The 26,932-nt window shown below is 45.6% G+C and carries 24 protein-coding genes and 1 pseudogene; 11 read left to right on the top strand and 14 right to left on the bottom strand.

The annotated features are described in order from the left end of the window. Positions 1-7 precede the first annotated feature (7 nt). Positions 8-1,816, top strand: a complete 1,809-nt coding sequence (locus QUB77_RS17405; RefSeq protein WP_333175208.1) for a PAS domain-containing sensor histidine kinase — start codon at positions 8-10, stop codon at positions 1,814-1,816. A 313-nt stretch (positions 1,817-2,129) separates the two neighbouring features. After that, positions 2,130-2,627, top strand: a complete 498-nt coding sequence (locus QUB77_RS17410; RefSeq protein WP_333175205.1) for a hypothetical protein — start codon at positions 2,130-2,132, stop codon at positions 2,625-2,627. Positions 2,628-2,781: 154 nt separating this feature from the next. On the opposite strand, the gene QUB77_RS17415 is transcribed toward QUB77_RS17410, so the two are convergent. Then, a complete protein-coding gene (locus tag QUB77_RS17415) occupies positions 2,782-3,270 on the bottom strand; it encodes a WbuC family cupin fold metalloprotein (RefSeq protein ID WP_333175203.1) in 489 nt (162 codons plus the stop codon). 76 nt (positions 3,271-3,346) lie between these two features. On the opposite strand from QUB77_RS17415, the gene QUB77_RS17420 reads away from it, so the two are divergent. After that, positions 3,347-4,570 (top strand): tetratricopeptide repeat protein, encoded by a 1,224-nt coding sequence (locus QUB77_RS17420; RefSeq protein WP_333175201.1) that lies wholly within the window; start codon positions 3,347-3,349, stop codon positions 4,568-4,570. Positions 4,571-4,708: 138 nt separating this feature from the next. On the opposite strand, the gene QUB77_RS17425 is transcribed toward QUB77_RS17420, so the two are convergent. Then, a complete protein-coding gene (locus QUB77_RS17425) occupies positions 4,709-5,581 on the bottom strand; it encodes an S-methyl-5'-thioadenosine phosphorylase (protein ID WP_333095127.1) in 873 nt (290 codons plus the stop codon). A gap of 209 nt (positions 5,582-5,790) precedes the next feature. Here QUB77_RS17425 and QUB77_RS17430 point away from each other — a divergent pair, with 209 nt between their 5' ends. Beyond that, entirely contained in the window at positions 5,791-5,997 is a 207-nt protein-coding gene (locus QUB77_RS17430) for a hypothetical protein (RefSeq protein WP_333175198.1), read from the top strand. 148 nt (positions 5,998-6,145) lie between these two features. On the opposite strand, the gene QUB77_RS17435 is transcribed toward QUB77_RS17430, so the two are convergent. The 5 genes from QUB77_RS17435 to QUB77_RS17455 all read right to left on the bottom strand — a co-directional run bounded on the left by QUB77_RS17435 (position 6,146) and on the right by QUB77_RS17455 (position 9,712). Further along, positions 6,146-6,985 carry a Tab2/Atab2 family RNA-binding protein gene (locus QUB77_RS17435; RefSeq protein WP_333175194.1) on the bottom strand — a complete coding sequence of 280 codons (840 nt, stop codon included), beginning with the start codon at positions 6,983-6,985 and terminating at the stop codon, positions 6,146-6,148. Between the two features lie 392 nt (positions 6,986-7,377). Next, positions 7,378-8,598, bottom strand: coding sequence for an adenylate/guanylate cyclase domain-containing protein (locus tag QUB77_RS17440; RefSeq protein WP_333323302.1), 1,221 nt, complete (start codon positions 8,596-8,598; stop codon positions 7,378-7,380). Between the two features lie 6 nt (positions 8,599-8,604). Next, positions 8,605-9,147: a peroxidase-related enzyme gene (locus QUB77_RS17445; protein ID WP_333064782.1), complete on the bottom strand. Its 543-nt coding sequence runs from the start codon at positions 9,145-9,147 to the stop codon at positions 8,605-8,607. 96 nt (positions 9,148-9,243) lie between these two features. Further along, positions 9,244-9,453, bottom strand: a complete 210-nt coding sequence (locus QUB77_RS17450; protein ID WP_333175189.1) for a hypothetical protein — start codon at positions 9,451-9,453, stop codon at positions 9,244-9,246. Positions 9,454-9,481: 28 nt separating this feature from the next. Continuing rightward, entirely contained in the window at positions 9,482-9,712 is a 231-nt protein-coding gene (locus tag QUB77_RS17455; RefSeq protein ID WP_333175187.1) for a hypothetical protein, read from the bottom strand. Between the two features lie 16 nt (positions 9,713-9,728). On the opposite strand from QUB77_RS17455, the gene QUB77_RS17460 reads away from it, so the two are divergent. Both QUB77_RS17460 and QUB77_RS17465 read left to right on the top strand, forming a co-directional pair. Continuing rightward, complete coding sequence (locus QUB77_RS17460; protein ID WP_333175184.1) at positions 9,729-11,006, top strand: valine--pyruvate transaminase; 1,278 nt, start codon at positions 9,729-9,731, stop codon at positions 11,004-11,006. 186 nt (positions 11,007-11,192) lie between these two features. Then, entirely contained in the window at positions 11,193-11,753 is a 561-nt protein-coding gene (locus tag QUB77_RS17465; RefSeq protein ID WP_333175182.1) for a Uma2 family endonuclease, read from the top strand. Positions 11,754-11,801: 48 nt separating this feature from the next. Here QUB77_RS17465 and QUB77_RS17470 read toward each other — a convergent pair whose 3' ends face one another. Together QUB77_RS17470 and sat are read right to left on the bottom strand one after the other, a co-directional pair. Next, positions 11,802-13,973 carry a caspase family protein gene (locus QUB77_RS17470; RefSeq protein ID WP_333175179.1) on the bottom strand — a complete coding sequence of 724 codons (2,172 nt, stop codon included), beginning with the start codon at positions 13,971-13,973 and terminating at the stop codon, positions 11,802-11,804. A gap of 209 nt (positions 13,974-14,182) precedes the next feature. Next, the gene (gene sat, locus QUB77_RS17475) at positions 14,183-15,364 is read right to left on the bottom strand and encodes a sulfate adenylyltransferase (RefSeq protein ID WP_333175176.1); all 1,182 of its coding nucleotides are present in this window, start codon (positions 15,362-15,364) and stop codon (positions 14,183-14,185) included. A gap of 281 nt (positions 15,365-15,645) precedes the next feature. Between sat and QUB77_RS17480 the strand changes: the two are divergent. Next, positions 15,646-16,245: pseudogene (locus tag QUB77_RS17480) on the top strand (FkbM family methyltransferase); the annotation flags it as partial. Between the two features lie 230 nt (positions 16,246-16,475). Here QUB77_RS17480 and QUB77_RS17485 read toward each other — a convergent pair. The 5 genes from QUB77_RS17485 to QUB77_RS17505 form a co-directional block, all read right to left on the bottom strand. Further along, positions 16,476-17,594, bottom strand: coding sequence for a glycosyltransferase (locus QUB77_RS17485; protein WP_333175173.1), 1,119 nt, complete (start codon positions 17,592-17,594; stop codon positions 16,476-16,478). Between the two features lie 71 nt (positions 17,595-17,665). Then, positions 17,666-18,190 (bottom strand): DUF6745 domain-containing protein, encoded by a 525-nt coding sequence (locus QUB77_RS17490; protein ID WP_333175170.1) that lies wholly within the window; start codon positions 18,188-18,190, stop codon positions 17,666-17,668. A gap of 18 nt (positions 18,191-18,208) precedes the next feature. Beyond that, on the bottom strand, positions 18,209-18,757 hold the full coding sequence (locus QUB77_RS17495) for a hypothetical protein (protein WP_333175168.1): 549 nt from the start codon (positions 18,755-18,757) through the stop codon (positions 18,209-18,211). Positions 18,758-18,883: 126 nt separating this feature from the next. Next, positions 18,884-19,483 carry a hypothetical protein gene (locus QUB77_RS17500; RefSeq protein ID WP_333175166.1) on the bottom strand — a complete coding sequence of 200 codons (600 nt, stop codon included), beginning with the start codon at positions 19,481-19,483 and terminating at the stop codon, positions 18,884-18,886. A 319-nt stretch (positions 19,484-19,802) separates the two neighbouring features. Beyond that, positions 19,803-21,275, bottom strand: a complete 1,473-nt coding sequence (locus tag QUB77_RS17505) for a site-2 protease family protein (protein WP_333175163.1) — start codon at positions 21,273-21,275, stop codon at positions 19,803-19,805. A 33-nt stretch (positions 21,276-21,308) separates the two neighbouring features. Here QUB77_RS17505 and QUB77_RS17510 point away from each other — a divergent pair, with 33 nt between their 5' ends. The 4 genes from QUB77_RS17510 (at position 21,309) to QUB77_RS17525 (ending at position 26,552) form a co-directional block, all read left to right on the top strand. Beyond that, a complete protein-coding gene (locus QUB77_RS17510) occupies positions 21,309-21,983 on the top strand; it encodes an MBL fold metallo-hydrolase (RefSeq protein ID WP_333175161.1) in 675 nt (224 codons plus the stop codon). Between the two features lie 241 nt (positions 21,984-22,224). Next, on the top strand, positions 22,225-22,785 hold the full coding sequence (locus tag QUB77_RS17515) for a sugar O-acetyltransferase (protein ID WP_333175158.1): 561 nt from the start codon (positions 22,225-22,227) through the stop codon (positions 22,783-22,785). 189 nt (positions 22,786-22,974) lie between these two features. Continuing rightward, a complete protein-coding gene (locus QUB77_RS17520; protein ID WP_333175155.1) occupies positions 22,975-23,439 on the top strand; it encodes a hypothetical protein in 465 nt (154 codons plus the stop codon). A 752-nt stretch (positions 23,440-24,191) separates the two neighbouring features. Continuing rightward, entirely contained in the window at positions 24,192-26,552 is a 2,361-nt protein-coding gene (locus QUB77_RS17525) for a cache domain-containing protein (RefSeq protein ID WP_333295999.1), read from the top strand. Positions 26,553-26,932: the final 380 nt, after the last annotated feature.

Consider the following 26,932-nt stretch of genomic DNA (forward strand, 5'->3'; position numbering starts at 1 on the left):
AAATGCTATGAACTATTTGGGCAATGCAAAATCCGTTCAGGCGTTAACGGTTTACGAGGTGTGGCGCGATCGCTTCCTCCGAGAGCGGCTGCGCCCTGCAGTCGGAATTGCAATCTTTTTTGCCTTCACAATAACGGTCTATTTTCTAGGCGAAAGATTCTTCGCTCGCCAGGAGTTTAAAAGTGTTTATTTGTACACGAGCGCTGCTGTAGAACTGGGTTTGTTGACCTGTTTTGTGTTGCAAAAAACCTCCTTCGGACAGCGCTATCCCGGTTTGCTATTTTTGGCTTTTTCGTGGTCGCTGACGGTGGTTGTACAGCTTGGGCTAGCTGTCGCACAAGCCGGGGAATTACCAATTTTTACCTGGATTTTAGCGTTTCTGATCCAAGCTACGTTGATGCCCGTCCGCTGGCGCCTCCACCTGATTTCTCAACTCGGCGTTTTGTGTTGCCACGTCGGGATAAATTTGCTTTTAAATCTAAGTTTTGCTAAGTATACTCCTTTTAAGTTGACCGGGTTGTACTTATATTTGTTTTGGATTTGTTTGATTTGCGATTTGTCGGTTTATTGGTACGAATGTCTGCAACGGAAAGAGTTTAGTACCAGGCGCGAGTTGGAATCTGCTTACCAGCAGTTGGAGGCGGCGGAGGCGAAGTACCGCAGCATTTTTGAGAATGCCGACGAGGGAATTTTTCAAAGCACTCCCGATGGGCGTTATATTACTGCAAATCCAGCTTTGGCGCGGATTTACGGCTGCGATTCCCCGGAAGAAGTGACGACCAAGTTTACTGATATTGAGCGACAGTTGTATGTCGATCCGGCTCGCAGAAATGAGTTTTTGCGATCGATCGAGGAAAGCGGCACAGTATCGGATTTTGAATCTAAAATTTACCGCTCAGACGGCAGTATTGTCTGGATTTCTGAGAAGGCGCGGGCGGTACGGGACAGCAGCGGCGCCGTGCTTTATTATGAGGGTTTAATTGAGGATATCACGCAGCGCAAACAGGCACAAGAATCGCTGCGGCTGTTTATCCACGCTCTTTCTCACGACTTGCGAAACCCGGTGGCGGGAATGTTAATGGTGCTGAAAAATTGGCAGACGAAACCTGGGGATTCGATCGCAATTCCCCGTTCAATTTTGGAGCGGATGATTCAAGGTAGCGAGCAGCAATTGCGCTTGATCAATTCGCTGTTGGAAGTTCACGCCGGGGAATTGCGCGGTTTGGTTCTGCACTGCGAATCGGTTGATTTGAGGGCGGTAGTTGAAGCGGCTGCGACAGATTTGGAGCCTTTAATGAATGAGGGGAAAGCTACTTTTAAAAATTTGGTGCCGGATGATTTGCCAGCCGTGAAGGCTGACAAGACTCAGTTATGGCGCGTCTTATCTAATTTAATTGCTAATGCTTTGAAACACAATATGCCGGGACTAAATTTAACAGTTTCGGCTCAAGTAATCAAGGCAGATAAATTAATTATAAATCAAAGCACAGCAAAACAAGACATCGACAAATTACCGCTTACCAATCCACAATCCCCAATTACCAATTTCCAATCCCCAATCCCCAATTCCCCAAGTGGGATGATTTACTGTACCGTTGAAGATGACGGGGTGGGAATATTGCCGGAACAGTGCGAACATCTTTTTGACCTTTACGTTAGGGGCGATCGATCCCGACACTCGGTTGGTTTGGGTTTGGGTCTCTATCTTTGTCGGCAAATTATTGGTGCTCACGGCGGCCAAATTGGGGTAATTAGCACTCCCGGTGCAGGCGCAAGTTTTTGGTTTACTTTGCCGCTAGCTGAGAATTTCAGGTGATTTTTTTGTATTTTTAATTACATTTAATCTAGCAATCTTGCCAGATATTTAGAACGTTATTAATTGCTGAAACCCTTGCGACATATGCTCTTCCTTCTGCCTGCGGCTATACTTTTGTTGTGCCGTCGCAGGCGCTTTTTGAGTGGCTCAAGCCAAATCTGTCGAGCGGACTATTTCGAGCGGACTATTGATATTAATTTAAAAGCGTGGTATACTTTCCAAAAGTTTTTAAAGGAAAAATAAATTTTCGATATTCACATTTTCTTTAGAAACATCATTTAATCTAGAAAATCTCTAAAACTAGATAAAAAATATGCAATTTATGTTTATCGAGCAAAGCTCAGGAAATACAGCTAAAGACAATGCAGCTAAGTACGACTCAGCTAAATATAACGAGCGGTCGTTCTCAACTTTAATGCGGGCGCTCCGTCTTTCCCAAGGTTACTTTTCTTTCGTTTTAGTCAACTGCAACTCGCTAACTTTGCGACAGCAAATAGTCGATCGGCTGCAAGTAAATTGTCCCGTGAAGCCCCGACAAATGTTTTTGCCCAAATCGGCGACAACTCTCTACACGACAATCGCAGAAGAAATAGACGGCGAAAAGCCTGCAGCTTTAATGATCCTCGGTTTGGAATCAGTGGAGCCGATCGATAGATTGCTCGTTTCTACCAATCTATTATGCAGCGAATTCAGCAAAACATTTTCGTTTCCCCTCGTCTTTTGGGTGACTGATGAGCTCCTGAGAAAAATCATTCGCACCGCCCCGGATTTATACAATCGGATGACAACTATTAGATTCATCAGTAATTAGTAATCACTCGATTTTAGATTTTAGATTTTAGATTTTAGATTTTTAACAGTCAACAGTCAACAGTCAACAGTTAACAGTTAACAGTCAACAGTCAACAGTCAACAGCCAACAGTCAACAGTCAACAGTCAACAGCCAACAGTCAACAGTCATTACTCAAGTGTTAAATTCCGCTTCCCAAATCAACACTAATTCTCGCGCCGCAGTTCCCTCAGCAGGAAAACTTGCCAAAAAGTCTTTATCCGCCCCCACGTCGTAAGGCCCTTCCTTAAACTCCAAAATCACAGTATCCTGTGTCAAAGCTACTAACGTGTGAATAGTGCCCTCTGGCAGTTCGACAGCGCGAGTCGGGCCGGCCGCGCTGACTCGCAAGCAGCGCAGGATTTGACCGTTTTCGTTCAAAATAACAATACCGACTTCGCCTTGAATCACCACAAAAAACTCAAAACCGTTAACTGCAGGCGGGCGGAGGTGTTGGTGAGGGCGGACGTAAGTGCCCGGTTGCAACACGTTGACAAACCGCTGCACTTTTTCAGACAAATCGTGGAAATTGTAGTTTTGTCGCTGGCGGGGACTGCGGCGGGAGGAAGCGGCAACTTCGTCTAGCAATTCTTGCGTCAGCAATTTGATCGGAGGAGACTGCACAACAGATATCCTGTATTTAATAGTTTATGAACAAATGGGCTAGTCTGGGATCATCGTTATCAGCATCTCTTGACACATGGAAATCGCAACTCAGGTGCGTATCACTAAGGCAATGCGTTTGTCAAGTATCTTTAGAAAAAGTATTAGCCCGATCGCCCTTTCGACTATTCTAGTCTGCGCCAGTAGCGTTTCTGCCTCGGAACCGAGGGCGGCACTGTTGGTTCAGCAGGAATTCCCACAGCAGCAACTTAAAGAAGAAATTCGCGATCGAGTTCAAGAAGAAGTTGACATTGCTTTTGGGCGCACGGCGGTACTGCTGAACGGGCTGATAATTGCCCTAACTTTGTTTCCGACAGCAGCCGGAGTCGGGGTTTGGTTTCTGTTGAGCAAATTGTCCAAGCAGACAACAATTGCGCGCCAAGAAATTGAAAGTCTCCATTACGATACAATCTCTCAATTAAAACTATTAATTTCGGACGCTGAAACTATCTTAGGCGAAATTCAACAGCAAAGTCACCCGGCAGAGGCAGAAACAGACTTGTTATTCCCCGATGCCCAAATTCAAGAATTTGCTCCGGTTAACTATGGCAATTACCAACAGTTATTGACGGCCGGCGACTATGCTAAACAGGGAGATGCTTGTTTCTTTGAAAACCGTTATCAAGATGCGATCGCAGCTTACGATCAGGCCCTGCAAATTCAGCCGGATTTAGCCGATACTTGGAATAACCGAGGAGTAGTGCTCACGAGAATGCAGCGGTATCCAGAGGCGATCGCTTCTTACGAACAAGCTACTACAATTCGTCCGAATTATCCCGATGCTTGGAACAATCGAGGCGTGGTATTGTTGGAGTTGCAGAAGTACCAGGAGGCGATCGGCTGTTACGAACAGGCAATTCAAGCCAAACCCGATTATGCCGATGCTTGGAACAACCGAGGCGTTGCTTTTTCCAAAATGCAGGAGTACGAACAAGCAGTAATTTCTTACAATCAAGCCCTACAAATTAAAAATGATTATACTGACGCTTGGAACAATCGAGGCGTTGCACTCTCCAAATTGCAACAATACGAAGCTGCGATTGATTCTTATGAAAATGCGGCGAAACTTCGACCTGACTTTTACAGAATTTGGTACAATAAAGCCCGATGTTATGCGCTACAAGGTAAAATTGAATTAGCAATTGAAAATTTAAAGCGCGCCCTCAATCTCAATCCGAATTTGTGTAAAGAGTTGGCAAAAAGTGAAGCTGATTTAGAGAAGATTCGCGAATACGATGCGTTCAAGCAGTTGATTAATTGATCGGAACTATGTAGTAGGATGCGCAATGGGCACATTACCCATCGCGAATCACGCACAACCTCATGATGTAGGGTGCGCATTGCGCACCTTACCCCTCGGTCATCACGCACCACCTCATGATTGCCGCTTAAATTGCAACTACAAATATTTCTGCAACAACAAACCCATTTTCTCCTTAGTTGCGGCCGGCACTTGATCCAGCCGTGTCAGAATTGCATATTTCAAAGCTGAATGCGACTCGGAAACGGGGGGATTTTCTGTTAACCTCCGTACTGTTTCTTGAATGACTTTTTGAGCATTCTCTGCATTGCGGTGCAAGTTTGCTATTACCATTTCTACTGTTACGCTGTCGTGATCCTCGTGCCAGCAGTCGTAGTCTGTGACTAATGCTAAAGTTGCGTAGGCAATTTCTGCTTCTCTCGCTAATTTTGCTTCCGGCAAATTAGTCATCCCGATGACTGTCGCCCCCCAACTGCGGTAAAGGTGGGATTCTGCTTTTGTGGAAAATGCGGGGCCTTCCATGCAGACGTAAGTGCCGCCCCGGTGCAGGGTAACGTCGGAGAGGTTCAAGGATTCGATCGCACTTGCTAACACTTTAGCCAATTCGCCGCAAACCGGATCGCCGAATGTGATGTGACCGACTATTCCTTCTCCGAAAAAGGTAGAAACTCGATTTTTTGTACGATCGATAAACTGATCGGGCACTACCATATCTAAAGGTTTCGCCTCAGCTTTCAGGGAACCAACCGCCGACGCTGAGATTAAATACTCAACTCCCAAACTCTTCATTGCATAAATATTTGCGCGATACGGCACTTCGGAGGGCAAAAAAGTGTGGTTGCGGCCGTGTCTAGCCAGAAATGCTACTGGCGTACCGTCCAATGTTCCCACAATTGCGGCATCCGATGGCGCTCCAAAAGGTGTATCAATTTTCACCTCTTCAATATCTTTGAGGGCCTCCATTTTATACAAACCGCTGCCGCCGATAATTCCTATTTTTGCTTGTGCCATTTTTACCCTCTGGTGGAGTTTTACCACAGTGATTCTATCGGGCCATCGTTAAGTTGGGGTAAAGATAATTGAAGATTTGGTGACAGCAGTCACCCTACATACACTATTTTGTCACCTAGGATGTGTGATGTGAATCACTAAGTACCTTCACAAAATCTTTAAAAATAAAGGTACATAGTTCTGTTAATTATTTTTAGCGTGTTAAGACCATGACAGTCAGCTCTGCTAACCTCTCCAAAATCTCGATCGAGGCGATCGTCGAGCGCATTTTTGCTTTTCGCCAAATTACCCCCCTTGACAGACGGCTGCTGAAATCAGCCATGCTAGCCCAGAAAGGTCTTAACGAAAAAGACCAGTGTCACATCAACCGAGTTTGTCAGGGCATCCAAAACGGATTGATTTTAGTTGTAGAATAAATTTGCAGCACTATCTCTTGCTAACTCAAGAAGCTATTTTAAAATTTATGCTTGAGTCTGTATCGGCGGGAACTGAGTTCGGGCGGTGTTTTACTATTTTTAGGTGCGCGAACCCTCGACATCACAAATAATATTATTTACATCTTAATTATCGCTCAAAATTTAACAGCCAAAAGCCTGTATAAGTCATGCCACTATCATCGGGCTGCACTAATAAAAAATGTAATCCTTTACTTAATTGCTTCCGCTGTTGGTAAATTTGGGCCGCGGCTTTCACCTCGCTATCTTCAAAAGTAGCCACAACCCACCTATCTACTAACCCAGCTTCCAATATCAATCCGTCTGGTTCTCCAGCAATATAATTCAAAGCAAAAGGTTTGGCATCCTGAAGCCATCTAGCCAATCGCATAGACTGGCGTCCGCCGTCAATCACAACTCCCGGTACGGGTACTGTTGAGGCCAAGCCCAAATTCAGCGGTAACAGCAATTCTGGCATTACCAAAATTGGCAGGGGACGGCCTTGGAAAGCCTCTTCAATGTCGCCGGCGGGTAGGGAAGCAAAACGCCAGCCATCGCCCCAAAGGTTTTCGGGTAAGGGTACGGGCGGCGGCGAGTCGAGGGCGATCGCGCTGTAAGTTTCACCTGTATAATTAGGCATACTCGAATATTCTTTGGCGCGTTGTTGCAGCAGCAATTTCAGAGCCGCAGTGCGCCGAGTCGCTTCTACCTTGACACCCAAAACTTTGCCCGCAGCTTCGATTAAGCCGAGAGACTGAGGCCTAAATACTTGAATCAATTCAGGCAAATTTTGGGTTTGAGCTTGCTGCTGCAACTGCGAAGCTAGCCAATTAGAATTTGCGTCCCCCTGACGGCAAACAGCGCTAAATTGAAAACTGCCTTCGGAGTCGCAAATTAAGAGTTCCCAGAGTGGTTTGCCAGTTTCGTCTTGGATAGGACGGCGGTAAAAATCGGCTTGCCAAATACGCATAAATAATTAAAAGATAAAATATACAACTCGATCATTTTAATATAGTTTGGCGCACTGCGATACAATACCGAACTATGAAAAAAGAACTTCGAGCGATATATTCTCAGTTCATAGTTGAGTTTTATTTGCATATCTAACACCAGTTAAAACAAAACTGCAACTGTAAGCCAGTGAGCCAAACCGTCGTAAGCTGCTACGCATCTAAACTAAATTATATTTTTGGGCGGGCGGGACGCCCACCCACAAGAATTTACTCGAATTTAATTGTCAAATTTAGATGCGCCTCAGCTTAGTAATCAGTAATTCCCAATTCTAAAATCTAAAATCTAAAATCTAAAATAGAATAACGGCTCGCTTAGCCATCCTCCCTTAGCAATTAGCCATTCCCAAATTTATTTAAGATGGCGAACCAAATACATATCCAATTCGCCCTTATTTTTAGCATAAATTTTTCCTCGGTATTCGCATTCAAAAAAATCTCTAACTAATTCAAAGGTTGCATGAGAGATATTGATATTTCCAGGTACGCCGGAAGATTCCATCCGAGATGCAGTATTAACTGTATCTCCCCAGACATCATAGGAAAACTTTTTATTGCCAATTACCCCAGCAAGTATTGGGCCTGAATGAATGCCAATTCGGATATCCCAATAAGGGATATTTTGTTGAGCTTTCTGTATTTTTCGCAGAGCCATGAACTGTCGAATTTCTATCGCACCAAGTACAGCGTCAAAGGCGTGTGTTGGGCGAGGCGTAGGAATTCCCGCCGCGCACATATAGCTGTCGCCAATAGTCTTCAACTTTTCCATAGAGTATTTATCCATCACGCGATCGAAATAAGAAAAACAATAGTCTAGTTCGTCAACTAACTCTCGCGGCTTCATTTTTTCAGATAACTGAGTAAAGCCTTTAAAGTCAGTAAATAAAACCGATACGTTATCATAATAAAGTGGTTCCACTTTGCCGTTATTTTTGAGTTCCTCGGCAATTTCAACCGGGAGTACGTTCAACAGTAGCTGATCGGATTTGTGCTTTTCGGCATCGAGATCGGAATAGAGCCTATTTATCTCTTTAAAACGTTCAGCATTGCGGATGGCTGAGGATAGTTGTAAAGCCAAAAGATAGCCAATCCGCAAGTCTTCTTGAGTGTAAGCTCTCGACTTTGTTGTGGCAAAATTAATTGTCCCTAAAACCTTACCTTCGCTTTCCAAAGGAAGGATAATTTGCGAAGCGTAGGGGGATAAAATAGCAGTAGCACCCGCTTCTTGAATTAATTGAGGTTGACGTGTTGTGAAAGCCTTGTGAATAGGGCCACCCTCTGGGAGGGCTGCAATATCTACAGGGATATGCCGACCAAATAAGGTCATGCAAGTGTTAGTGCTGTGCAGGCAAACGCTACAGTGTTCAAAGTCTAACAACCATTTGGCTTGCTTGCCTAGTACCCGCAAAATCTGGTTGAGATCGAGGGTGCGGTTAATGGCAGTGGCAACTTCGTTGACAGCGGAAATGCGGATGGAAAGCGCTTGAGCTTCTGCTAACAAACGGCGGGCTGTCAACAGAAGTTCTTCTCGATCTTGATCTTCTAGCCGATCGCCCATAATAGGGGTATACAATATAGATTACAAAGCATCTATTTCGAGGGCTATAGAATCGGTATATCGGTTGACAAAGCTAAACAAATCTGCTGTCGCAATAATCTCAAATATTTCTGAATCATCAAGTCCTAAATCCCGCAGGTTTTGGTAATCAGTTTCTGTCATTTCCAGGGGTTTTGTAGCCGCCAGCAAGCCAAAGGTAATTACGGCTTTATCACGTTTTGGCAAAGGGCAGTTGGCAAAGTCAGAAACTAGGGTTCGCAGTAGTTCTTCGCTCATCCCCAAGGCTGACAATCCGTGCAGGTGAACTTGGAGAGCGTACTCGCTATTATTTGATTGGGAAATAGCGACGCCGACCATTTCTTTAAGCGTGCGGGGTAAGTCTCCTTGCAGGATTGTTCCCCGGAATTTTTTCCAATTTGCTTCTAATATGTCAGGGTTGATTGCCATTGACTTGAACAGGTTGGGGACGATGCCAAACCCCAAGTCTGTCAAGATTTCTTCGTACACTGCTTTGGCTTTAGGATCGGTAAGTTGCTCGTATTCTATAAGTGGAAAGTGTGTCATTTTTGTGTTGAATTTTACGGCAGTTAATTGGGGTGGGAATTTACGTCTTTGTTATGTAATGCCCCTCAAAGGGCGACCTTACGACCTATCTTGGCTTTAGTCGGATTGATGATAAAATGCACCGCTGTCAGTAAACCGCGAATCATGAAAATGAGCTAGCAACAAATCTGATTCTTGAGGCTGGATTAAACCTGTAATTATAGCAGTAACAGGAACCCATAAAATTCTGTTGCGCTCTGGTTTTACGGCTAATTTTAGATTTTTCCAATGGTTGTTGTCAAGTATCGGCAATTCATCTGGCCCCACGGCGTGAAATCTTACAACAACTATTGAATTAGAGATTGCTGTTCTGTTCGCTAATTTTTAGGCTAAAAACACTGTTCGATCGAACTCCACAAATCGCCACAATCTTATACTCCGGCGGGGGCACAGGGGAAAAAACAAAATGCTGTGCGATCGAGTTTATTGCATTAATCAGACGCTCGATCGACAACCTATGCCTCAGCCAAGCTACGCTAACGCCTGCGACTGGAGTTATCATGGGTAAACTGTAAACTTCTATCATTGTCGCTGCATTTGCTATGAACCCTGCCCTGACTCAATTTGGCGCTCAGATGTCCCACCTTACGGGAGTTCGGGCAATTATGAAAGATATTATTGAAACTCTCAGAGCCGGCAGCGGGCAGGAGTTTATCAATTTGAGCGCGGGAAATCCGGTGATTTTGCCGGAAGTCGAGCAGTTGTGGCGCGACTGCACTGCGGAACTTTTGGCGGGCCCGGAATACGGCGAGGTGGTTTGTCGCTACGGTTCGAGTCAAGGCTATCAGCCTTTGATTGATGCGGTGCGGACGGATTTTAACCAGCGTTACGGACTGAATTTGACCGATCGCAATATTCTAATTACTCCCGGAAGTCAATCGATTTACTTCTACGCAGCCAACGCTTTCGGCGGCTACACTACCAGCAAACAGCTTAAAAATATTGTTTTACCGCTGAGCCCAGACTACACGGGTTACGGCGGCGTTAGCTTGATTCCCGAAGCGGTAGTCGCCTGCAAACCTACCCTCGATATTGATGCAGCCGCCCACAGGTTCAAATACCGCCCGGATTTCAGCCAACTGTCGATCGACCAAACCACCGGTTGCGTCATTTTTTCCCGTCCCTGCAACCCCACCGGCAACGTTCTCACAGACGACGAAGTTAAGAAAATTGCCGATTTAGCGGCCGCTTTCGACGCGCCGGTGTTCGTGGATTCCGCCTACGGCCCTCCCTTCCCGTCCTTGAATTTTACCGAAATGACGCCGATTTTTGGCGGCAATATCGTGCACTGTATGAGTTTGTCGAAAGCCGGATTACCGGGTGAAAGAATCGGAATTGCGATCGGCGATGAAAAACTAATTCAAGTATTAGAATGTTTTCAGACCAATACGTGCATTCATTCGCCGAGATACGGACAGGCGATCGCAACTCGTGCCATTACGTCCGGCGCTCTTGCCGACATCTCCATCAACGTAATTCGCCCGTACTATCAAAGTAAATTTGCGATCGTAGAAACCACTCTAGAACAAGCAATGCCGAAGGATTTGCCGTGGTTCTTGCACCGGGGCGAAGGAGCAATTTTCGCGTGGTTGTGGCTGAAAGATTTGCCAATGACTGATTGGGAACTGTATCAAGAGTTGAAAAAAGTCGGCGTAATTGTCGTGCCAGGAAGTTCTTTCTTCCCTGGTTTGCGGGAAGATTGGCAGCACAAACATGAGTGTTTACGCATTAGTTTGACTGCAACAAATGATGAGATTGAAACTGCAATGAAACGCTTAGCTCAAATGGTTGAAAAGCTTTATCAGTCAGTTGACAGTTGACTGTTGACTGTTAACATTCGCAATACTTCGGGTACGCGGTTCCTGAGCGACTCGTGCTGAGCGTAGCCGGAGTAAGTCGAAGGGCTGTACAAGTTACCAATTACCAATTACCCATGACCGCTGAACATGACTTCTTCCTTGGCCGATCGACTACAATTTAAAAAATAATTAGCAGCGCGGTGGGTTATGGCAGTGCAATTACTCAAAAGGTTGTTGACAGTAGAAGAATATCATTTAATGGGCAAAGCTGGTATTCTTTCCGAGGGCGATCGGGTAGAACTGATAGAAGGAGAACTTATCCAAATGGCAGCAATTGGAACTCGTCATGCTTCCTGTGTAAGACGATTCATCGGACTTTTCAGCGAAATTCCCAGTAACCGGGCTTTTCTGGATGTGCAAAACCCCATCCAGTTGAGCGAGCGCACCGAACCTCAACCTGATGTAGTATTGCTGCAACCCCGGGCTGATTACTATTCAACAGCACATCCAGTACCCTCAGAAGTTTTGCTGTTGGTAGAAGTATCCGATAGCACGGTTGATTACGATCGAGATGTGAAAGTTCTTATTTACGCTCGATCGCTCATTCCTGAAGTCTGGCTAGTAGATATAGAGGCACAATGTTTAGAAGTTTACCGCCAGCCGACTCCTAATGGTTACAGTTTAATCCAAAAATTTTGGCGAGGTCAACAAGTTGCGTCGCTCGCCTTTCCTGATTTGGAAGTGAATATCGATTTCGTACTCGGATAGATTCGGATTAGAGGTTATAGAAAACATTCCCAATTACCCATTCGCAAATTAAACCACCCGATAAACAAAACTCAGAGTTGCCCAAACATTCACATCCAAAGCCCAATCGTCCGTCGATATTCCCACTTTCTGCACCCCCGGAATGCTAGCGGCGTGCAAATCTTCGAGTACCGCCCGCGCCACATTTAAAGGATTCAACAACACTCGAATTGGCAGGGCATCCCTCGTTTGCTGCATTTCGGCTTCTATGGCAGCCAGAGTTTGAGCGAAGGGACTCTCACTAAATATAATCATAATTTCTGCAAGTCCGATCGGCCCAGATACCGCCCACCCCATCGCCCCAGCCGCCGGCACGGTCACATTCTCCCCAGGAGCGATCGCCCGCGACATTCCTCCCACAGCATCTTTGCCTTCAGTGCCGAGCACGGACAGCCGTCCCGCGCTGTCCGTGCAAAACACCGCAAAGTAAACCGGGCGCTCGCTGTCGTTATACAATCTGTACCGAACTCGGCTGCCTTCTGGCAAACTTAGTATATGAGCGCTTGCGGATTTCTCACTTTCCCCGCTCAGCGGTTGCAGCCGATAATCACCGCCGGCCCGCACCGGCTCTCGCTGCGCCACAGCCCGCGCTTGCGGTGCGAGAGTTGCCAACTCCGCCCGCACCTTCAGGCGCGAAGACCCCTCATTGGCTGTCAGCCGTAGCAATTTCCCCGCGTGCAGCGCTTTCAACTGCAGAGTCAAGCGCTGCACCGCCACCTTGACTGCTTCTCCCCCGTCGCCCTGAGTATCGGGAATCAGCATTTGAGCCAAAGAAAACAAACCGTAACGGCTTTGAGACAAAGCAGGCTCGTGAGGCGAGACTGTTTCGGCTAAAGTTGTTTCCGGGACTCTGCCGAACCGACAGTCAGCCAATTGCTCGCTGCCTACCGCCGAAACTTGCGGCACAGTCGCAAAGGCGCTAGTAGCGTCCACCCGCTCGATGCGTTCCAAACCCGAGTCCAAAGCTACTGTCAAACCGATGTTTCGCGGCAATACCCGAATTTCTTCCCTCACCACTTCGCCGACTGTTAATTCGCCGAAAGTTCGATCGAACCCGTCTAAAACTTGGGCTTTAGCAGAGAGGCCCGTGCGTCCCCGCAGCAAAAGCCTCGCGCCCTCCGAGGAATCCACAGCAAACACAGAACCCGCGCCGCACTCCAAAACCCCCGGCGACAACCCGCCCAGCCACAACTGCACAGTTTTGCCTCCATCTTCCACCGCCGTCACAGCGCCGTCAGATGCAGGCGAATTCAAGATTAAATTTGAAAAATTCACCGCCGGCGCGGTTGTTAAATCGTGATTGAGAATTTGCGGTTGCTGCGATAACCCCGCGATTTGCTCGACTTTACCCGCCGCCCGACTGAAACTGACGCTGAAGCTGCTAGCGGGAGTTGCCCACCACAAAGTTTGGGTGAGGGCGTAGGTAAACAAACCTGCGGTAAATCCGTTCCACTCTTGTTCGGCGGCGAGTTGGGAATTCGCACCCGCGGCCAGTATGGTGGCCGCAGGACGGAGAGTTGTGCGTGAGTGCAGGTCTTGAGCGAACGTTAATTCTCCGAGGCTTGGCTCGCCGATGGTGGGGCGGGGGCGGGAGCGAATGCGAAAGTTGCCGTTTGTGGGGAAACCCCGATAGGGGTAGCTGGTGTCGAGGATGGCGATCGCATTTTCTGTCGCGAGCGATCGCATCAACAGCAACAGCGTTTCCTCTAAAATATCGTTCACCGCCCGGTTTGCTAACAACGGCAAAACATCATCCGCCGGCACCAAACTGTTGTGCATTTTTCCGGGAGACTCGGCCAAGCTGACTCGACTCCCGCAGCCGCTAAAGTGAAAAACTACCACGTCACCGGGTTTTGCTTGTTGAGTCAAGTGAGTTACAAAAGCCGTCTCGATATTCTCCCTCGTAGCTTTAGCGTCAGTCAAAGTCAAAATGTCTGACGGCACAAACCCAAACCGATATATCAGCAATTCCCGCTGCAATTCCACATCCGTGACGCAGCCGTGCAGGGGTGAGTCTGGATATTTGTCAACGCCCACCAACAAAGCCAATTTGCGGGCTGTCGGCTGGGCTAAGGCTTGGAGGTAGCGATCGCCCAACCGCAGCCACAAAGCATCGCTGATGCCGATGGCGGCCAGCACCCGGCCAGCTTGCTGCAAAAATTCCCGCCGCTTGAGTCCCATTTTTAAATAGCTTTGAATTTTAAGTTTTGAATTTTCAGTTAAATTCCCCTCAATAATTTTAGGGAATTTTATTAGGGTGTGAGTGTGTACTATTAAGATATTTTTTTTTACTTTTAACTTTTGAGCTTTAAGTTTAAAACTGTAAAATTTAAACTCAAAACTCAAAATTCAAAACTCTTCAGAATGTCGCCCACACCAAAGTTGGAGATTTAAATCTCGTAACTAAAAATATTCATTGCCTTGGCTAATTCTGCGGCAACTTCCGGCCGGGAAAACTGGGGCGGCGGCAATTTTCCAGCGCGCAGCATTTCCCGAACTTTGGTTCCCGACAAATGCACCCGTTGTTCGGGAGTGCTGGGGCTTGTTTTAGTTGTAGCCATTTGTTCTGTCAGCGTGCAATAGAAAGCGTGCTCGAATTTCATCGGCACAATTCCCAATTCTCCCGGCTCAAATTCATCAAAAATATGTTGGGCATCGTAAGTGCCGTAATAATCGCCAACTCCAGCATGATCGCGCCCCACGATAAAGTGAGTGCAGCCGTAGTTTTTGCGGATTAAAGCATGAAAAATTGCTTCTCGCGGTCCGGCGTAGCGCATCGCCGCCGGATTAATTGCCAAAATTACGCGATCTTTTGGATAGTATTTTTCTAGCAGAATTTCGTAGCAGCGCATCCGCACATCAGCCGGGATGTCGTCTTCTTTTGTCGTCCCGACTAGCGGGTGCAAGAACAAGCCGTCTACTGTTTCTAAGGCACATTTTTGGATATATTCGTGGGCCCGGTGAATGGGGTTTCGGGTTTGGAAACCGACTATGGTTTTCCATCCTTTTTCTGTGAACAGCATTCTCGATTTCGCCGGGTCAATTTGGTATTGGGGAAAGCGGACATCTAGTTCGCGTTCCAGCAGCCAAACATCGCCTGCGAGGTTAACGGGCCCGGATTGGTCTACTACCTGGACACCCGGGTGTTTGAGGTCGTCGGTGCGGTAGACGTTGAGGGCTTCTTCTTCTTTACTGTAGTGATATTTTTCTGCAAGTTCCAAGATGCCGGCAAACTCGCCCGCTGGGGTGTCGAGGCGCACTAAAGTTCCTGCTTTCAGGGGGGCGGCGACTTCTTCTGTTACTGAGAGGGTGATGGGAACCGACCACGGAAGGCCGTTGGAGAGGCGCATTTGTTTAACGACCGATCGATAATCAGCTTCGTTCATGAACCCTTTGAGGGGACTCAGGGCGCCGATGGCGATCATTTGCAGGTCAGAGATCGATCGATCCGACAACTGGACTCGCGGCAGAGACTCTGCTTTGTCGAAAAATTCTTGTCTTTGGTCTAGTGTGGCAATGCGGTTGACCAGGGTGCCGCCGTGAGGGGCAATGCGGTCTGAATGCTGGCTCATGTCGATTTGAAGTTGTGGGTTTTAGCTGCCAGAGTATATCCTACCAAAGTATTGTTACAATTAATTAATTAATTTTCCTCACTAAGTCGGCACACATGGTTTTTAATGTTGGTATTAACCATAATTTATTCCGCCACTCATGACACTTTATAATTTATTAGTCAAATCTATCGATTTCTGGCAAAAGCATTCAGGATTGAGCAATCTCATAACTCATACTATTTATTCTAAAATCCTAGGCTCTGACTCTTGAGTTATCAATTTAGGTAGACGCCAATGTCGGTCAATTTAGCGAAGCGATAACTCGCGAATTCAATTGTACCTGTTACGCCATAGAAGCCGTTCCTTCTGTGTATTCTCAACTCCCAGAGAATGGCTTACTTAAAAAGTTTAATTATGCTATATCCGACCGGAACGAGCCATTAAATATATATATTTCAGATAATAGAGAATGTAACAGTATTAGTCAGGAAGCTGCTAGTGCCTACGGCCTTCAGGGAGAGATATCAGTGGATGGTATCACTTTAGAAACTTTTCTGAACAAACAGAGAATCGAGTTAGTTGATTTGTTGAAGATAGATATTGAAGGTGCTGAAGAAGCCGTTTTTAACTCAACTAGGGATGCCACGCTCTGCACTGTTAAGCAGCTCACTGTAGAGTTTCACGATTTTGTGCCAGGTTCTATTAGCACTGAGGAAGTTAACAAAATTACCAACCGGTTAAAAAGATTGGGTTTTATCTGCATCCCCTTTCCATACCTGTTCCCTGACATGGATATCTGTGACTTCTTATTTATCAATACGAATCGATGTAAAATTCCGTATAAAGACTGGCTGGGTTTTCAAATGATTAAGTTGCTTCTAACAATAGAAAAAACTTAATCATCTCTAGTCAGTTCCGCTGGAAAGCGCGAACAAAGTATTGCCCATTAGCGCGGTAAATAAATCGACGGCAAAGTCGATCGTGATCCCCTTTAAATCTATCACTTTTATTTGTCTACAATCTGCTCTGGCATGGCAATCAAGCAATTTAGTCCCGGGTTCCCCAGATTCATTCCTTCGCAGACTCAGGACAGGAGTAATTCTCCAATCCCAAATCCCAAATTCCCAATCTAAAATCGGCTGACCATTTTTTCATGAATCATCTTCATCTGTGACAATTCTTCTAGCAGTCCCTGCGGTAGAGGAATTTTCACAGCTTCCAGCATACTTTGAATCCGATGCCTCCAATCGTGACGGGCTAAACTCTCCACATAGTTGCGTTTGTAGATAGAATTAAGCCTCACCTCGTCCTGTAAAAGTTCATTAATCAATTCAACACTTTTTTGCGGGTCATCGGGCAACTCAATAGTAGCATCTTCCCAATTCATCAACTCATCCATTAGAGGTGTAGTTGGACGCTTCCCAACTACCGCACCGCCAGTCGCAGTACCATAAAACCAACGCAGTGTAATAAACGAGTAAGGAAACTTACGCATACCAGGATAGGGATAGAGCGTGTCAAATGCCAAGGTGAGTTTGCTATGTCTGAGAATGTGAAATAGCAGCCGAGTATCTGGCTCGTCTCTACGCATTTCGTAAGGCAATTTAGGAAATTCCTCTGCCTTCCTGGGCGTAGATTTATAGTAAATTTGTTCGGAACCAAGTTGATTGAATTTATTGAAAAACACAGTGTCATACTGTGAGGGTATCCGCCCGAAGCTTGCTAAATCTATTGAACGCTTGAGTTGACACGAACCCTGAGCGAGAACATCAGCAGCAAAAGGGATCAGCGATACTGGTATACCAAAACGTTTTTTCAGTTCATCTATAATTTCAGGAAGTGCAACGAATAAATGATCTAAATGATAGACATTTTTTGAATAAATTTCCGGTGCCCAAGAATCGAAAATATAAGCGATGACAACATCAAAACGCTCCCTCCACTTAGGTATACTTGAGAGTAGTTCCAGATATGCTCCTGATATACCAATCATCAGTAAAACATTGGGTTTGTCCGACAATTGAGGTAAAAGTGGTAAATTATATAAACCTGTAGTAGACTTAACAGCTTTACGGACTATTCGACTGGCTAGCGGATAAAGTGTGGATGACCACTGGATTACATCGCGGGCAGATGGTACCAAAAGTTGTGCGTTGCAGGTTCGTACAACAATATTTTCTAATTCATAAACTGGGTCCCAGGATACATTTGAGACTAAAGCCCGTGAAGAGAGTACAAAAATATTCATAGCTAGTTCATTATTTGAGTAGATTATCCGAGCTATTGTACTGAATCAATAAAAGAGTAGAGTAGATAGGTTCACGTTTGCACTGCATAATTTCCTGGATGGATTCCCCAATTTACCCAGCTAATCGCTTCTTTAGCCGTTAGCGAAGCCCTCGAAGAGGATCGCACTTTTGGCGGCACTCGCAAGGCATGAAGGTGTCCCGTACTCGGACAACTCATATTTAACAAATAAATTGGCTCTCTGTCAATATTATTCTCAATTTTTAACAAAGTATATTCTTGCCAAGTATCCAATTCTGTTGCTTGCAATTCTTGACAAATTCTCGGATAGCCGATCGCCTGAATCAAAACTCGCCGCACTTCGGCATTATGTTCTGTTAACAGCCATGAAGCTTGCCAAGACTGTGGCGGAACTTGACCGATTATTTCCGGTAGTCGGACGCCACGATAAGAGTCTACACTGAACTGGTCAGCAAATTCAACGGCTGGTTGACATAAAGCGTGGAGCAAATATTCGCTGTCAAAATGAAGTTGGATCGGGCGATCGCACACAAAGCACTTTTTCTCAAACGGGTAAATCCAGCCGCAGTTTTCCACTAAAGATTTAAAGGCTGACTATAAAGGGCGATCGTACTCTAAATTTAACACTGAAATGCAAACATCCACCCAACTGCCGTGACAAGCGGACAATTCTGAAACTATGTAGTTATTGTTGTAAAATTGGCGGTTCAGGATGCTGTCACAACCGCTCTCTAATTCGCCGATAAATCTGTTGAGAATTTCATCTTTAATTTGACCGTGCAATTGACCCATCAATTGGTCGAACAGCGGGTTGTAAAGTTTGCTGTAAAGTTGGTTTTCCAGTTCGCTGCCGAGTTGATCCCTCAATTGATTGTACAATTCATTGTAAATTTTGTTGCGAATTTCCCGGCCCAACTCGCTGCCAAAATCGCCTTCCCTGAGCGGTTTAAAAGCTTGCAAAGCAGCGTCAGGGCTGTCACAGAAAATAATTTTTGGTTCAGGAAAGCCGATGATGTTGTAGGCGGTGTTGATGGCGGCTGTAGCTTGCGGGCGATCGATCGGTTTTATCGAAAGTCCAATTTGTCGCCACTTCTCGCGATAAATCGGAATTAGCGCTATTTGTTCAGGAGTAATTGAGATCATTTGTCCAGCTAGATTATTTAATTGGCGATCAAACTTTTTCGCTCTCGCCTCCGGTCAAAAAATCTCAGTAAGTTTGTAATTACAAGGGATTTTTACCTACAAACCTATTTTATTATATTCGTCAAATTATTGGTATAAATTAACGATTGTTTGCAAAACCCCTAAAATCATAGGAACATTATCGAGACAATAAACATCAACATCAATAATTAAATTATTTCCTTCTAATTTAAGAAACCGCCAGACAACGCCAGTAGTTACGCAGCCATATATTGCAGGTATGGAATTGTGTTCGCGTTCGTTAAATAGCTGAGCAGCTACCATTTGTGCTGCACACTGTGGCAGACAAGATTCTATTTCTGGGCCTTTCGTTTGTCTCAAGGCCAAAACCGGAACTTTAATTTCAAAATCCAACGGCACGGAAGAGAGTAGAAAGTCGCATTCCCCATTCAATCCCAGCTCAGCATCTACATCAAATGACCAACCAGAAAAAAGAGAAAATTGTCTGTTGTTCCTTTCTCTCAATTCTAACATAATAGGAGAAATAATCCGTTCCGAACGTTCTTTGGCAGTTGTAACAGCAGTGTGAGAACTAATTTCGATGGTTCTCCAAAACCATTCGGAGGGTTCTAAAGGCTTAACCTTCGCACTCAAAATAGGACTGAGTGACGGTTCCAATCCAAATCGCTCTTTTAATTGTTGGAAAGTAAAGGATTTGTAAGACATATTTCTCTAATCAGTCGGTGAAAATAAAGATTACTTCGAGATAGAAAGCGAGTGGATAAATTCTAAATACGATTGTATAAAAACTTCCACGAAAGAAACCTGGTTTCTGCGAAAAATCTTGGTTTGGTAGCGAAGTTTCTAGGAAGAAACCCGGTTTCCATCGCGTAAGTCCTAATATAGCAACCCTTGCAGAATTGGTAAACCTCTCTTTTCTTCCTTCTTTCCTCTTCTTTCTCTCGCCCGATCACTCAATCCTTCTTCCCTCTTTCTTGCTGCTTCTTTCTTCTATCCGTTACAAAATCCGTTGCCGAACTTCCTTCTAAACATTTAACCACTCAAGGAGTACCCTGGGCGCCGGTAACAAAATCATTAACAAAAGCCCGATCGCCAGCAACCCCAAAAAATCCCGGCGATTATCCAATTCACTGACATCATTCAGGGCTGGTTCGTCGTTTAGTGGCGTCAAAAACAAAATAATCGCCCACAGCAGCAAACCCTGTTCCAAAAAAGAAAGCAGCAACATACAAAGTCTAGCAACTTGCCCGATCGCCATACTCGCTCGCTGGCCGAACATCGCGTGTACGATGTGCCCGCCGTCGAGTTGTCCCACCGGCATCAAATTAAACGCCGTCACGATCAAACCCAAATAACCCGCCACCGCTACCGGATGCAAATCGATCGCAGTTTCCGCATTCAAACCACCGCCCAAGGTTAACTTGCTCAAGAGAGTCATCAGCAGCGAAAAATTGGGTTTGAAAGAGTCAAAATTTAACATTCCCGACTTGTCAGACAGCGGTACAATAGTCGAATGATTCAAACCCCAAATTAATAATGGCACTGTCGCCACTAAACCCGCAAGGGGGCCGGCAATGCTAACATCAAATAAAGCTCGGCGGTGGGGAATTGGGCTCCGTATTTGAATAAAGGCGCCAAAAGTTCCCAAGAAAAAAGGAATCGGGATAAAATAAGGCAGAGTCGTGCGAATTTTGTAGAATCTGGCAGCTAAATAGTGGCCGGATTCGTGAATTGCTAAAATTGTAATTAGAGCCAGCGAGTAAGCCAAACCCTGGAGCAACATTGATGGGTTGGACTGCAAAGCTTGTTCAGTAACTCCGGCAAGTCGCGTCCCGACAAGCGTAGTCGTAAACACCGTGATCAGCAGCAAAGCTAATGCGAAAAATGGCCGAGTTACAGATTCGGTTTTGACAGGAGTTTCTTCTGATTGGTGGCTGGGATTGGGAACAATAGCAAAAAAAGGTTGACCGCTCAAGCTGTTTTGAAATACTACTAAAAAGCGATCGCCAAAAAGCCTCTCCACATTCTCCCGAATTGCCTGATAAGCCGCCTCCGGGTTCGTCCGCAACTGTCCGCGACAAATTACAGCCTGCGGCCGAAATTCCAAATCTCGCAGAAAGTAAATTGACCAAGGAAAACAATCGCGCAAACTCGCTTCTTCTTCTGCATCTATAGGGCGCAAAGGCGGTTTTGGCTTTACAGGTTCAGTCTCCGAGTCTGCTACCTGCTCAGCAGTTTCGGCGGTAATTTTCTTGCGCCCCAACTGTACCAAAAACCAATACAAAAAAGGGCAAACCAGAAAAGGTATAATTACCAACTCAGGCGGTACAGTTTTGCTGGTACCGTAAACTAAAATCCAACCACTCCAAATCAGCGCCGGCGCCATCATTACCAGCCACAGCAGCCATATCGGAGTCCGGGTGATGCGGCTGGTGCCGTTCTGCAACAAGTAGTACGATATCAGCCCCAATACGAACAACCATAGTAAAAAGAACATAATATTTATCCCATTCCCTTCTGAAATACTTCCTTGAAACAACAGAGTTTAGTCTCCAAACAACCCAGGCCCGTGCTCGACAATATCCTTGCTTTCCCGCCTAACCGGGAAACTCTGGGTGCAACAGCCTATTTCATTGTAGAAAACCAAACTAACATCCTGGTGGATTGTCCCGCTTGGGATGAGATTAACCAAACTTTTTTGCGGGAACACGGCGGCGTGCGACTGCTGTTTCTCACCCACCGCGGCGCTATCGCCAAGGCGCGGGAGATTCAGGAAGCCACGGGGTGCGAGATCCTGATTCAAGAGCAGGAAGCTTATTTACTGCCGGGTTTGAAGGTGACGGTTTTTGAGCGAGAATTTGTTGTGAGCGATAGAATCAAAGCATTTTGGACTCCTGGCCATTCTCCTGGTTCCTCTTGCCTTTATCATAGTGGCAGCGGTGGAGTGCTGTTTTCGGGTAGGCACTTGCTCCCCAACCGAGAAGCCGCCCCAGTACCGCTGTTGACGGCAAAAACTTTTCACTGGCCCAGGCAAATTAACAGCGTGAAGTCAATTATCGATCGATTTTCGCCAGAAACTTTACAGTATATTTGTCCCGGTGCAAATACTGGTTTTTTGCGGGGAAAAGGAGCGATCGATCGAGCTTTTGAGCAATTAGCCAATCTGGATTTAGCTGTTTGTTTGCAGTCAAAACCTGAACCCTAAATTTATGCTGCAACATCAAAAAATGATCTGACGCGCTAATTATAGCGGTAAGGTGCGCAATGCGCACCCTACATTATTCTTCAGTAAGGTGCGCAGTGCGCACCCTTATAGCGGTAAGGTGCGCAATGCGCACCCTACATTATTCTTCAGTAAGGTGCGCAGTGCGCACCCTAGATTATTCTTCAGTCTCAAGCGAGAGGGACGAAAGTTTGTATAGTGGCGCTTGCAACCGCCTATTCTTATGGAAAAAACCGAAAAACAAAAAATGCTCGCCGGCGAATTGTATTTAGCTGCTGATGAGCAATTAATTGTAGAGCGCCAGCGAGCCCGCCGCCTCGCCAGAACTTACAATTCTACCCGCGAAGACGAACCAGACAAACGGTTAGAAATTCTTGCAGAATTGTTCGGTGCAGTTGGGCCAAAAGTTGAGATCGAGCCACCTTTCTACTGCGACTATGGCAGCAATATTTATGCTGGAAACGGGTTGTACATGAATTTTGGTTGCGTGATTCTCGACTGCAATCGAGTTAACATTGGCGAAAATTTACTGTGCGGCCCCAACGTACAAATTTACACCGCTCTTCACCCCACAGACCCGGAAATTAGACTTTCTGGCCAAGAACTCGCGGCTGAAATTAATATTGGCAATAATGTTTGGATTGGCGGCGGCAGTATTATTTGTCCAGGAGTCACTATTGGCGACAATAGCACGATCGGCGCAGGCAGTGTTGTTGTCAAAGATATTCCCGCAAACGTCGTGGCGGCGGGGAATCCTTGCCGAATCATCCGGCATCTACCTTGATGTGGTACGATCGACACACTCGTGCGATCGGCTCCTTGGAGCTTAACCCAAAAATTTTAGGTATTAGAACGGCCGGTTTGAGATTTTTTAGGTAAAATTCCCGAAAAAAACCGTGGAAAAAATCTCAAATCTCAAATCTAAAATCGCTTAATTTCTCGTTCCCAGTTTCCACACTACCAAGCTTTTCTTATGACGACTGCAACAGTTTATCCCAACGCTCCTGATCTCTGCACCGACGACTACATAGCAGTCGGTGTAGCTACCTGCTTCATTAAAGAAGAAGGCGAAGTTTTTGAAGTGCAAGTAATCGAAGCTATTCCCTCAGCAGCTTTAGAAGCAATTTTGAAGGGAATTCCCACATCTTATTTAATGATTTGCGGGACGACTTTGGGAGCCTTGCTAGACGGCGAAACACCCAAAATGTTGCCAGAATTCCCGACATCCGCTCAGTTTAGCGAAGAATTTGCCTTTCGGGCGATCGCTGCTGCCCGCACTTACAAAATCCGCCCCCAAGCTCAACTTCACATTCCCTTGGGAACAGTTCGCAACGACTTTACTTACTCCTTAGAACGTAAAAGAGTGCTCAACTCCGAGCGCGTCATTCGCACTGAAGACAATGTGAAACAGCACGAACACACTCACAAGGTTCTGTAAACCAATCCTGCAACTGGGGCAATTTAGCAGTGCCTCAGCCAGCGGATGCACCGAAAATAGTTTTGATTGTTGAGATGTAAATTAAAGATTTAATAAGTTTTTCGTTCATTAATGAAGGAAAAACTTTTAATATTTCGTTATTAAGGAATACTGCGGACTGTTCGGACTGTTTTTGATTACCAACCGTAAAATAAGAGTTTCAAGGCGATTGCGTACTGGAAATACCCACCGAAACTCAAGGGTTTCAGACTACCTACGAACTAAAAACTGTCTGGACTATTGATTAAGACACACACCAAACATCTCAACCTAAAAAGTCTACTACTCACATCACCTAAATAACATCAATTATTAACGACTGTAAAAAAGAATTAAGTAGTTGATGATTTTTTTTAAGTGTTCAAAAATGTGGTATGATATTATTCCTGTTTAACAAAGTGATATCAAATCGGTAGCCTCGGAATTAATATTACCCACCGCTTTCGACACGGCAGTGCCGTGTCCCTACAATTAATCAGGGTATGGAAACGGCACTGCCGTGTCCTTTATATCATAAGGAGTGCAACCGGAAACGATAGGAGCCGCTCGGCGGGAAAAAATTAAAAAATCCCCGCAATTATTGAATGCTAGTAGTTTAAGACTACTGGCAGGCGGGCGAGTATATCGTAGGTGAGCTAAGGATTTCAATCTCACAAATTGGTCAAACCATGCGAAGCTTTGCGAGAGTAAAGTGGTGGAAATTAACTCGAATATTGCCAGCAGAATTAAAGGGCAAATACCATCTTGGGTACCAAACTGCGCTCTTAATTTTGGGGGTAACAATTCTGGCAGCTAGCATCACTGTTTGTATTAGCTATCAAAGCGTTCGCCGCTTGATTATCACCAAAAGCGAGCGAAATGCTTTATTAGAAGTTAGGGATCGCGCCAACAATATCGATCGCTGGCTCGGCACTAGAAAGGCTGAGATCGAAATCCTCGCCCACACTCCTCCCGTTCGTTCGATGAATTGGTCAGTGGCAGGGCCTTATTTAAAATCGGAAGTAAATCGACTGCAAGAATTCCAGCACTTGGCATTAATTGATCCCGACGGTTCTTATTTCACCACAAAAGTCGGCAGAGCGTTGATTAATGTGAGCGACCGCCAATACTTTAAAAAGGCAATGGCTGGGGAAGTCTATGTTTCAGATCCTACCATTTCTCGGACGATCAAAGGACAAAGTATTGTTCCCATTTCGGCTCCGGTGTGGTCGAATTCGGCAAATTCTATTGATAAAACAGCACAAAAGCCGATCGGAGTAATGAACGGCGTCATTAGCATTGACCGCATTGCCCAAGTAGTAAGAAAGTTGGAATATGGCCCCGGAACTTACGCTTTTGTTCTCAATTCTCAAGGAGTGCCGATTGTGCATCCCGACGCTCGGTTAATCGGAAATATCGACAAGCCGGCTCCCAGTCTTTTAGAGTCCGCAGATGCTAATTTGGCGAATGTAGCCCGGGAGATGGTTTATCAAAAAAGGGGCATTGTGCTGACTCAAATCAACGACGCCAGAGTTTATGTGGCCTATCTTCCTTTAGAACAAGCTGAATGGTCGATCGCCCTCGTAATTCCCCGCGACAATCTCGAAAAAGAAATTTTTCCTTTCAAGATACTAGCAGTAACCGTCGGCATACTTGCCGCCGCAGCTATTCTCGCAGCAATTGTGGCGCTCAAGCTGTTTGCCCTAAATTGCATTCGCAGTCGCACAGAAGGCCTTCTCCACCGCTTGACCGGCCGCATTCGCGCTTGCTTGCACCTCGATCGCATCCTCCAAACTACAGTAGACGAACTCGGTACTTTACTGAAGCTCGATCGAGCAATTTTCGCATGGTACGATCCCCGACAAGATACTTTAAAATTTGGCTGGGAATATTGCCGGGAAGGTTTGCCGGGGCGCTTGGGAATCTTTGGTGTTCCAGGAGGGCCCTCTGGAGATTTAGCTGCACGGCTTCACCGCTGCGAAACGATTCTGCTACATAACACCGCCGCCCCTGATGCCACAGCGTCTCAGGAACACGCCCATATCGAACTCACAAATAGTCACTACGCAGCAATACCCGTACTAACTCAGAATCATCGCCTTGGATATCTGTTGGCCTGTGCAAATCGGCGGTTTGCAACTCCCGACGAGGTGGAAGTTTTGGAAGCAATTGCCGACTCGCTGGCGATCGCAATTTCCCAATCCCAACTCCACGGGCAAATTCAAGAAGAACTCAAACTTTTGGAAGAAGTATTAGCCAAACTCAGAATCACCGAAGAGCATTTAGTACAAAGTGAAAAAATTACAATGGTGGGTCAACTCGCCGCCGAAGTTGCCCAGGAAATTAATAACCCGATTAACTTTATTTACGGCCGCCTGATTCACCTCAACGATTATATCAAAGATTTGCTCCATATAATTCGCCTCTATCGAGAACAATATCCCGAACCTGTGCCGCGAATTGCAAAAAGAATAGAGCGTTGCGACCTAGATTTTATCAGCCAAGAGTTGCCGCAAATCCTCAAGTTTTTGAAAATAGGAGCCGATGGCATTCGCCAAATAGTCCTGGCTTTGAGGAAATTTTCACTTCCTGACGAAGCCAACAAAGAACACGCCAACGTTAATGAGAGCATCGACAATATTTTGCTGTTGCTGGCTCACAGACTGGAGCAAAAAATATTAGTAGTCAAGGAGTACCACAATCTGCCGCCAATTTTGTGTTATCCCGGTCAACTGAGCCAGGTATTCGCGAGTCTCATTATCAATGCTATAGATGCAGTTAAAACGATTGAAAACTCGGCTCAACTTATTACAATCAAAACCGATATTGTCGAGGAATATACAGGCAGATTTATTGTTGTATCGATCGCCCACAATGGATCTATAATTCCGCCGGAAATTCAACCCAGAATGTTTGACCAGTTTTCCCCTACTAAATCCTTTAAAAATTTTACAGGGTTGGATCTGTCGGTGTGCTATAAAATTATTGTAGAATTGCACGGCGGCAGCCTGACAGTTGCATCTCCGGTTCAACCTAAAATTAAATCTAAAACTGGGGGCGGTGCTGAGTTTACGGTAAAATTGCCGATCGTTTGATCTCGCATCTTGCCGCCAGGGAAACCCGTCATATCAAATCTGTTAGCATCGGAATTATTCCTATCTCTCTTCTCTTTATCTGCGTGAATCAGCGTCAATCCCTTGTCATCTGCGGTGAAGAAATTCTCTTTTTTGACCGCAGATACAGGCAGATTAACACAGATTAACGCAGATGAATTAGATGGATTTCGGTTGATTGCACCATCTGTGATTGTTGACTGTTGACTGGATTTTACGTCTGACGATGGTACCGGAATTGATATCACAAATCTTGCCAGCAAGCGGCGCGAAAATCTTAATGTGGCTTCACAGTCCAGACTTTAGTCCTCATCAAACGGAAGGCTGAAGTCCTCACTACAAACCTCACGATCATTTGTTAA

Origin of the sequence: Microcoleus sp. AT9b-C3, from assembly GCF_036705485.1 — a bacterium.
GTDB lineage: Bacteria > Cyanobacteriota > Cyanobacteriia > Cyanobacteriales > Microcoleaceae > Microcoleus.

Bases quoted from the DNA above. Each gene is read 5' to 3' on its own strand.
- QUB77_RS17405 (WP_333175208.1), top strand. From the start codon at position 8: ATGAACTATTTGGGCAATGCAAAATCCGTTCAGGCGTTAACGGTTTAC.
- QUB77_RS17410 (WP_333175205.1), top strand. From the start codon at position 2,130: ATGCAATTTATGTTTATCGAGCAAAGCTCAGGAAATACAGCTAAAGAC.
- QUB77_RS17420 (WP_333175201.1), top strand. From the start codon at position 3,347: ATGGAAATCGCAACTCAGGTGCGTATCACTAAGGCAATGCGTTTGTCA.
- QUB77_RS17425 (WP_333095127.1), bottom strand. From the start codon at position 5,581: ATGGCACAAGCAAAAATAGGAATTATCGGCGGCAGCGGTTTGTATAAA.
- QUB77_RS17430 (WP_333175198.1), top strand. From the start codon at position 5,791: ATGACAGTCAGCTCTGCTAACCTCTCCAAAATCTCGATCGAGGCGATC.
- QUB77_RS17435 (WP_333175194.1), bottom strand. From the start codon at position 6,985: ATGCGTATTTGGCAAGCCGATTTTTACCGCCGTCCTATCCAAGACGAA.
- QUB77_RS17445 (WP_333064782.1), bottom strand. From the start codon at position 9,147: ATGACACACTTTCCACTTATAGAATACGAGCAACTTACCGATCCTAAA.
- QUB77_RS17455 (WP_333175187.1), bottom strand. From the start codon at position 9,712: ATGATAGAAGTTTACAGTTTACCCATGATAACTCCAGTCGCAGGCGTT.
- QUB77_RS17460 (WP_333175184.1), top strand. From the start codon at position 9,729: ATGAACCCTGCCCTGACTCAATTTGGCGCTCAGATGTCCCACCTTACG.
- QUB77_RS17465 (WP_333175182.1), top strand. From the start codon at position 11,193: ATGGCAGTGCAATTACTCAAAAGGTTGTTGACAGTAGAAGAATATCAT.
- QUB77_RS17470 (WP_333175179.1), bottom strand. From the start codon at position 13,973: ATGGGACTCAAGCGGCGGGAATTTTTGCAGCAAGCTGGCCGGGTGCTG.
- sat (WP_333175176.1), bottom strand. From the start codon at position 15,364: ATGAGCCAGCATTCAGACCGCATTGCCCCTCACGGCGGCACCCTGGTC.
- QUB77_RS17485 (WP_333175173.1), bottom strand. From the start codon at position 17,594: ATGAATATTTTTGTACTCTCTTCACGGGCTTTAGTCTCAAATGTATCC.
- QUB77_RS17495 (WP_333175168.1), bottom strand. From the start codon at position 18,757: ATGATCTCAATTACTCCTGAACAAATAGCGCTAATTCCGATTTATCGC.
- QUB77_RS17500 (WP_333175166.1), bottom strand. From the start codon at position 19,483: ATGTCTTACAAATCCTTTACTTTCCAACAATTAAAAGAGCGATTTGGA.
- QUB77_RS17505 (WP_333175163.1), bottom strand. From the start codon at position 21,275: ATGTTCTTTTTACTATGGTTGTTCGTATTGGGGCTGATATCGTACTAC.
- QUB77_RS17515 (WP_333175158.1), top strand. From the start codon at position 22,225: ATGGAAAAAACCGAAAAACAAAAAATGCTCGCCGGCGAATTGTATTTA.
- QUB77_RS17520 (WP_333175155.1), top strand. From the start codon at position 22,975: ATGACGACTGCAACAGTTTATCCCAACGCTCCTGATCTCTGCACCGAC.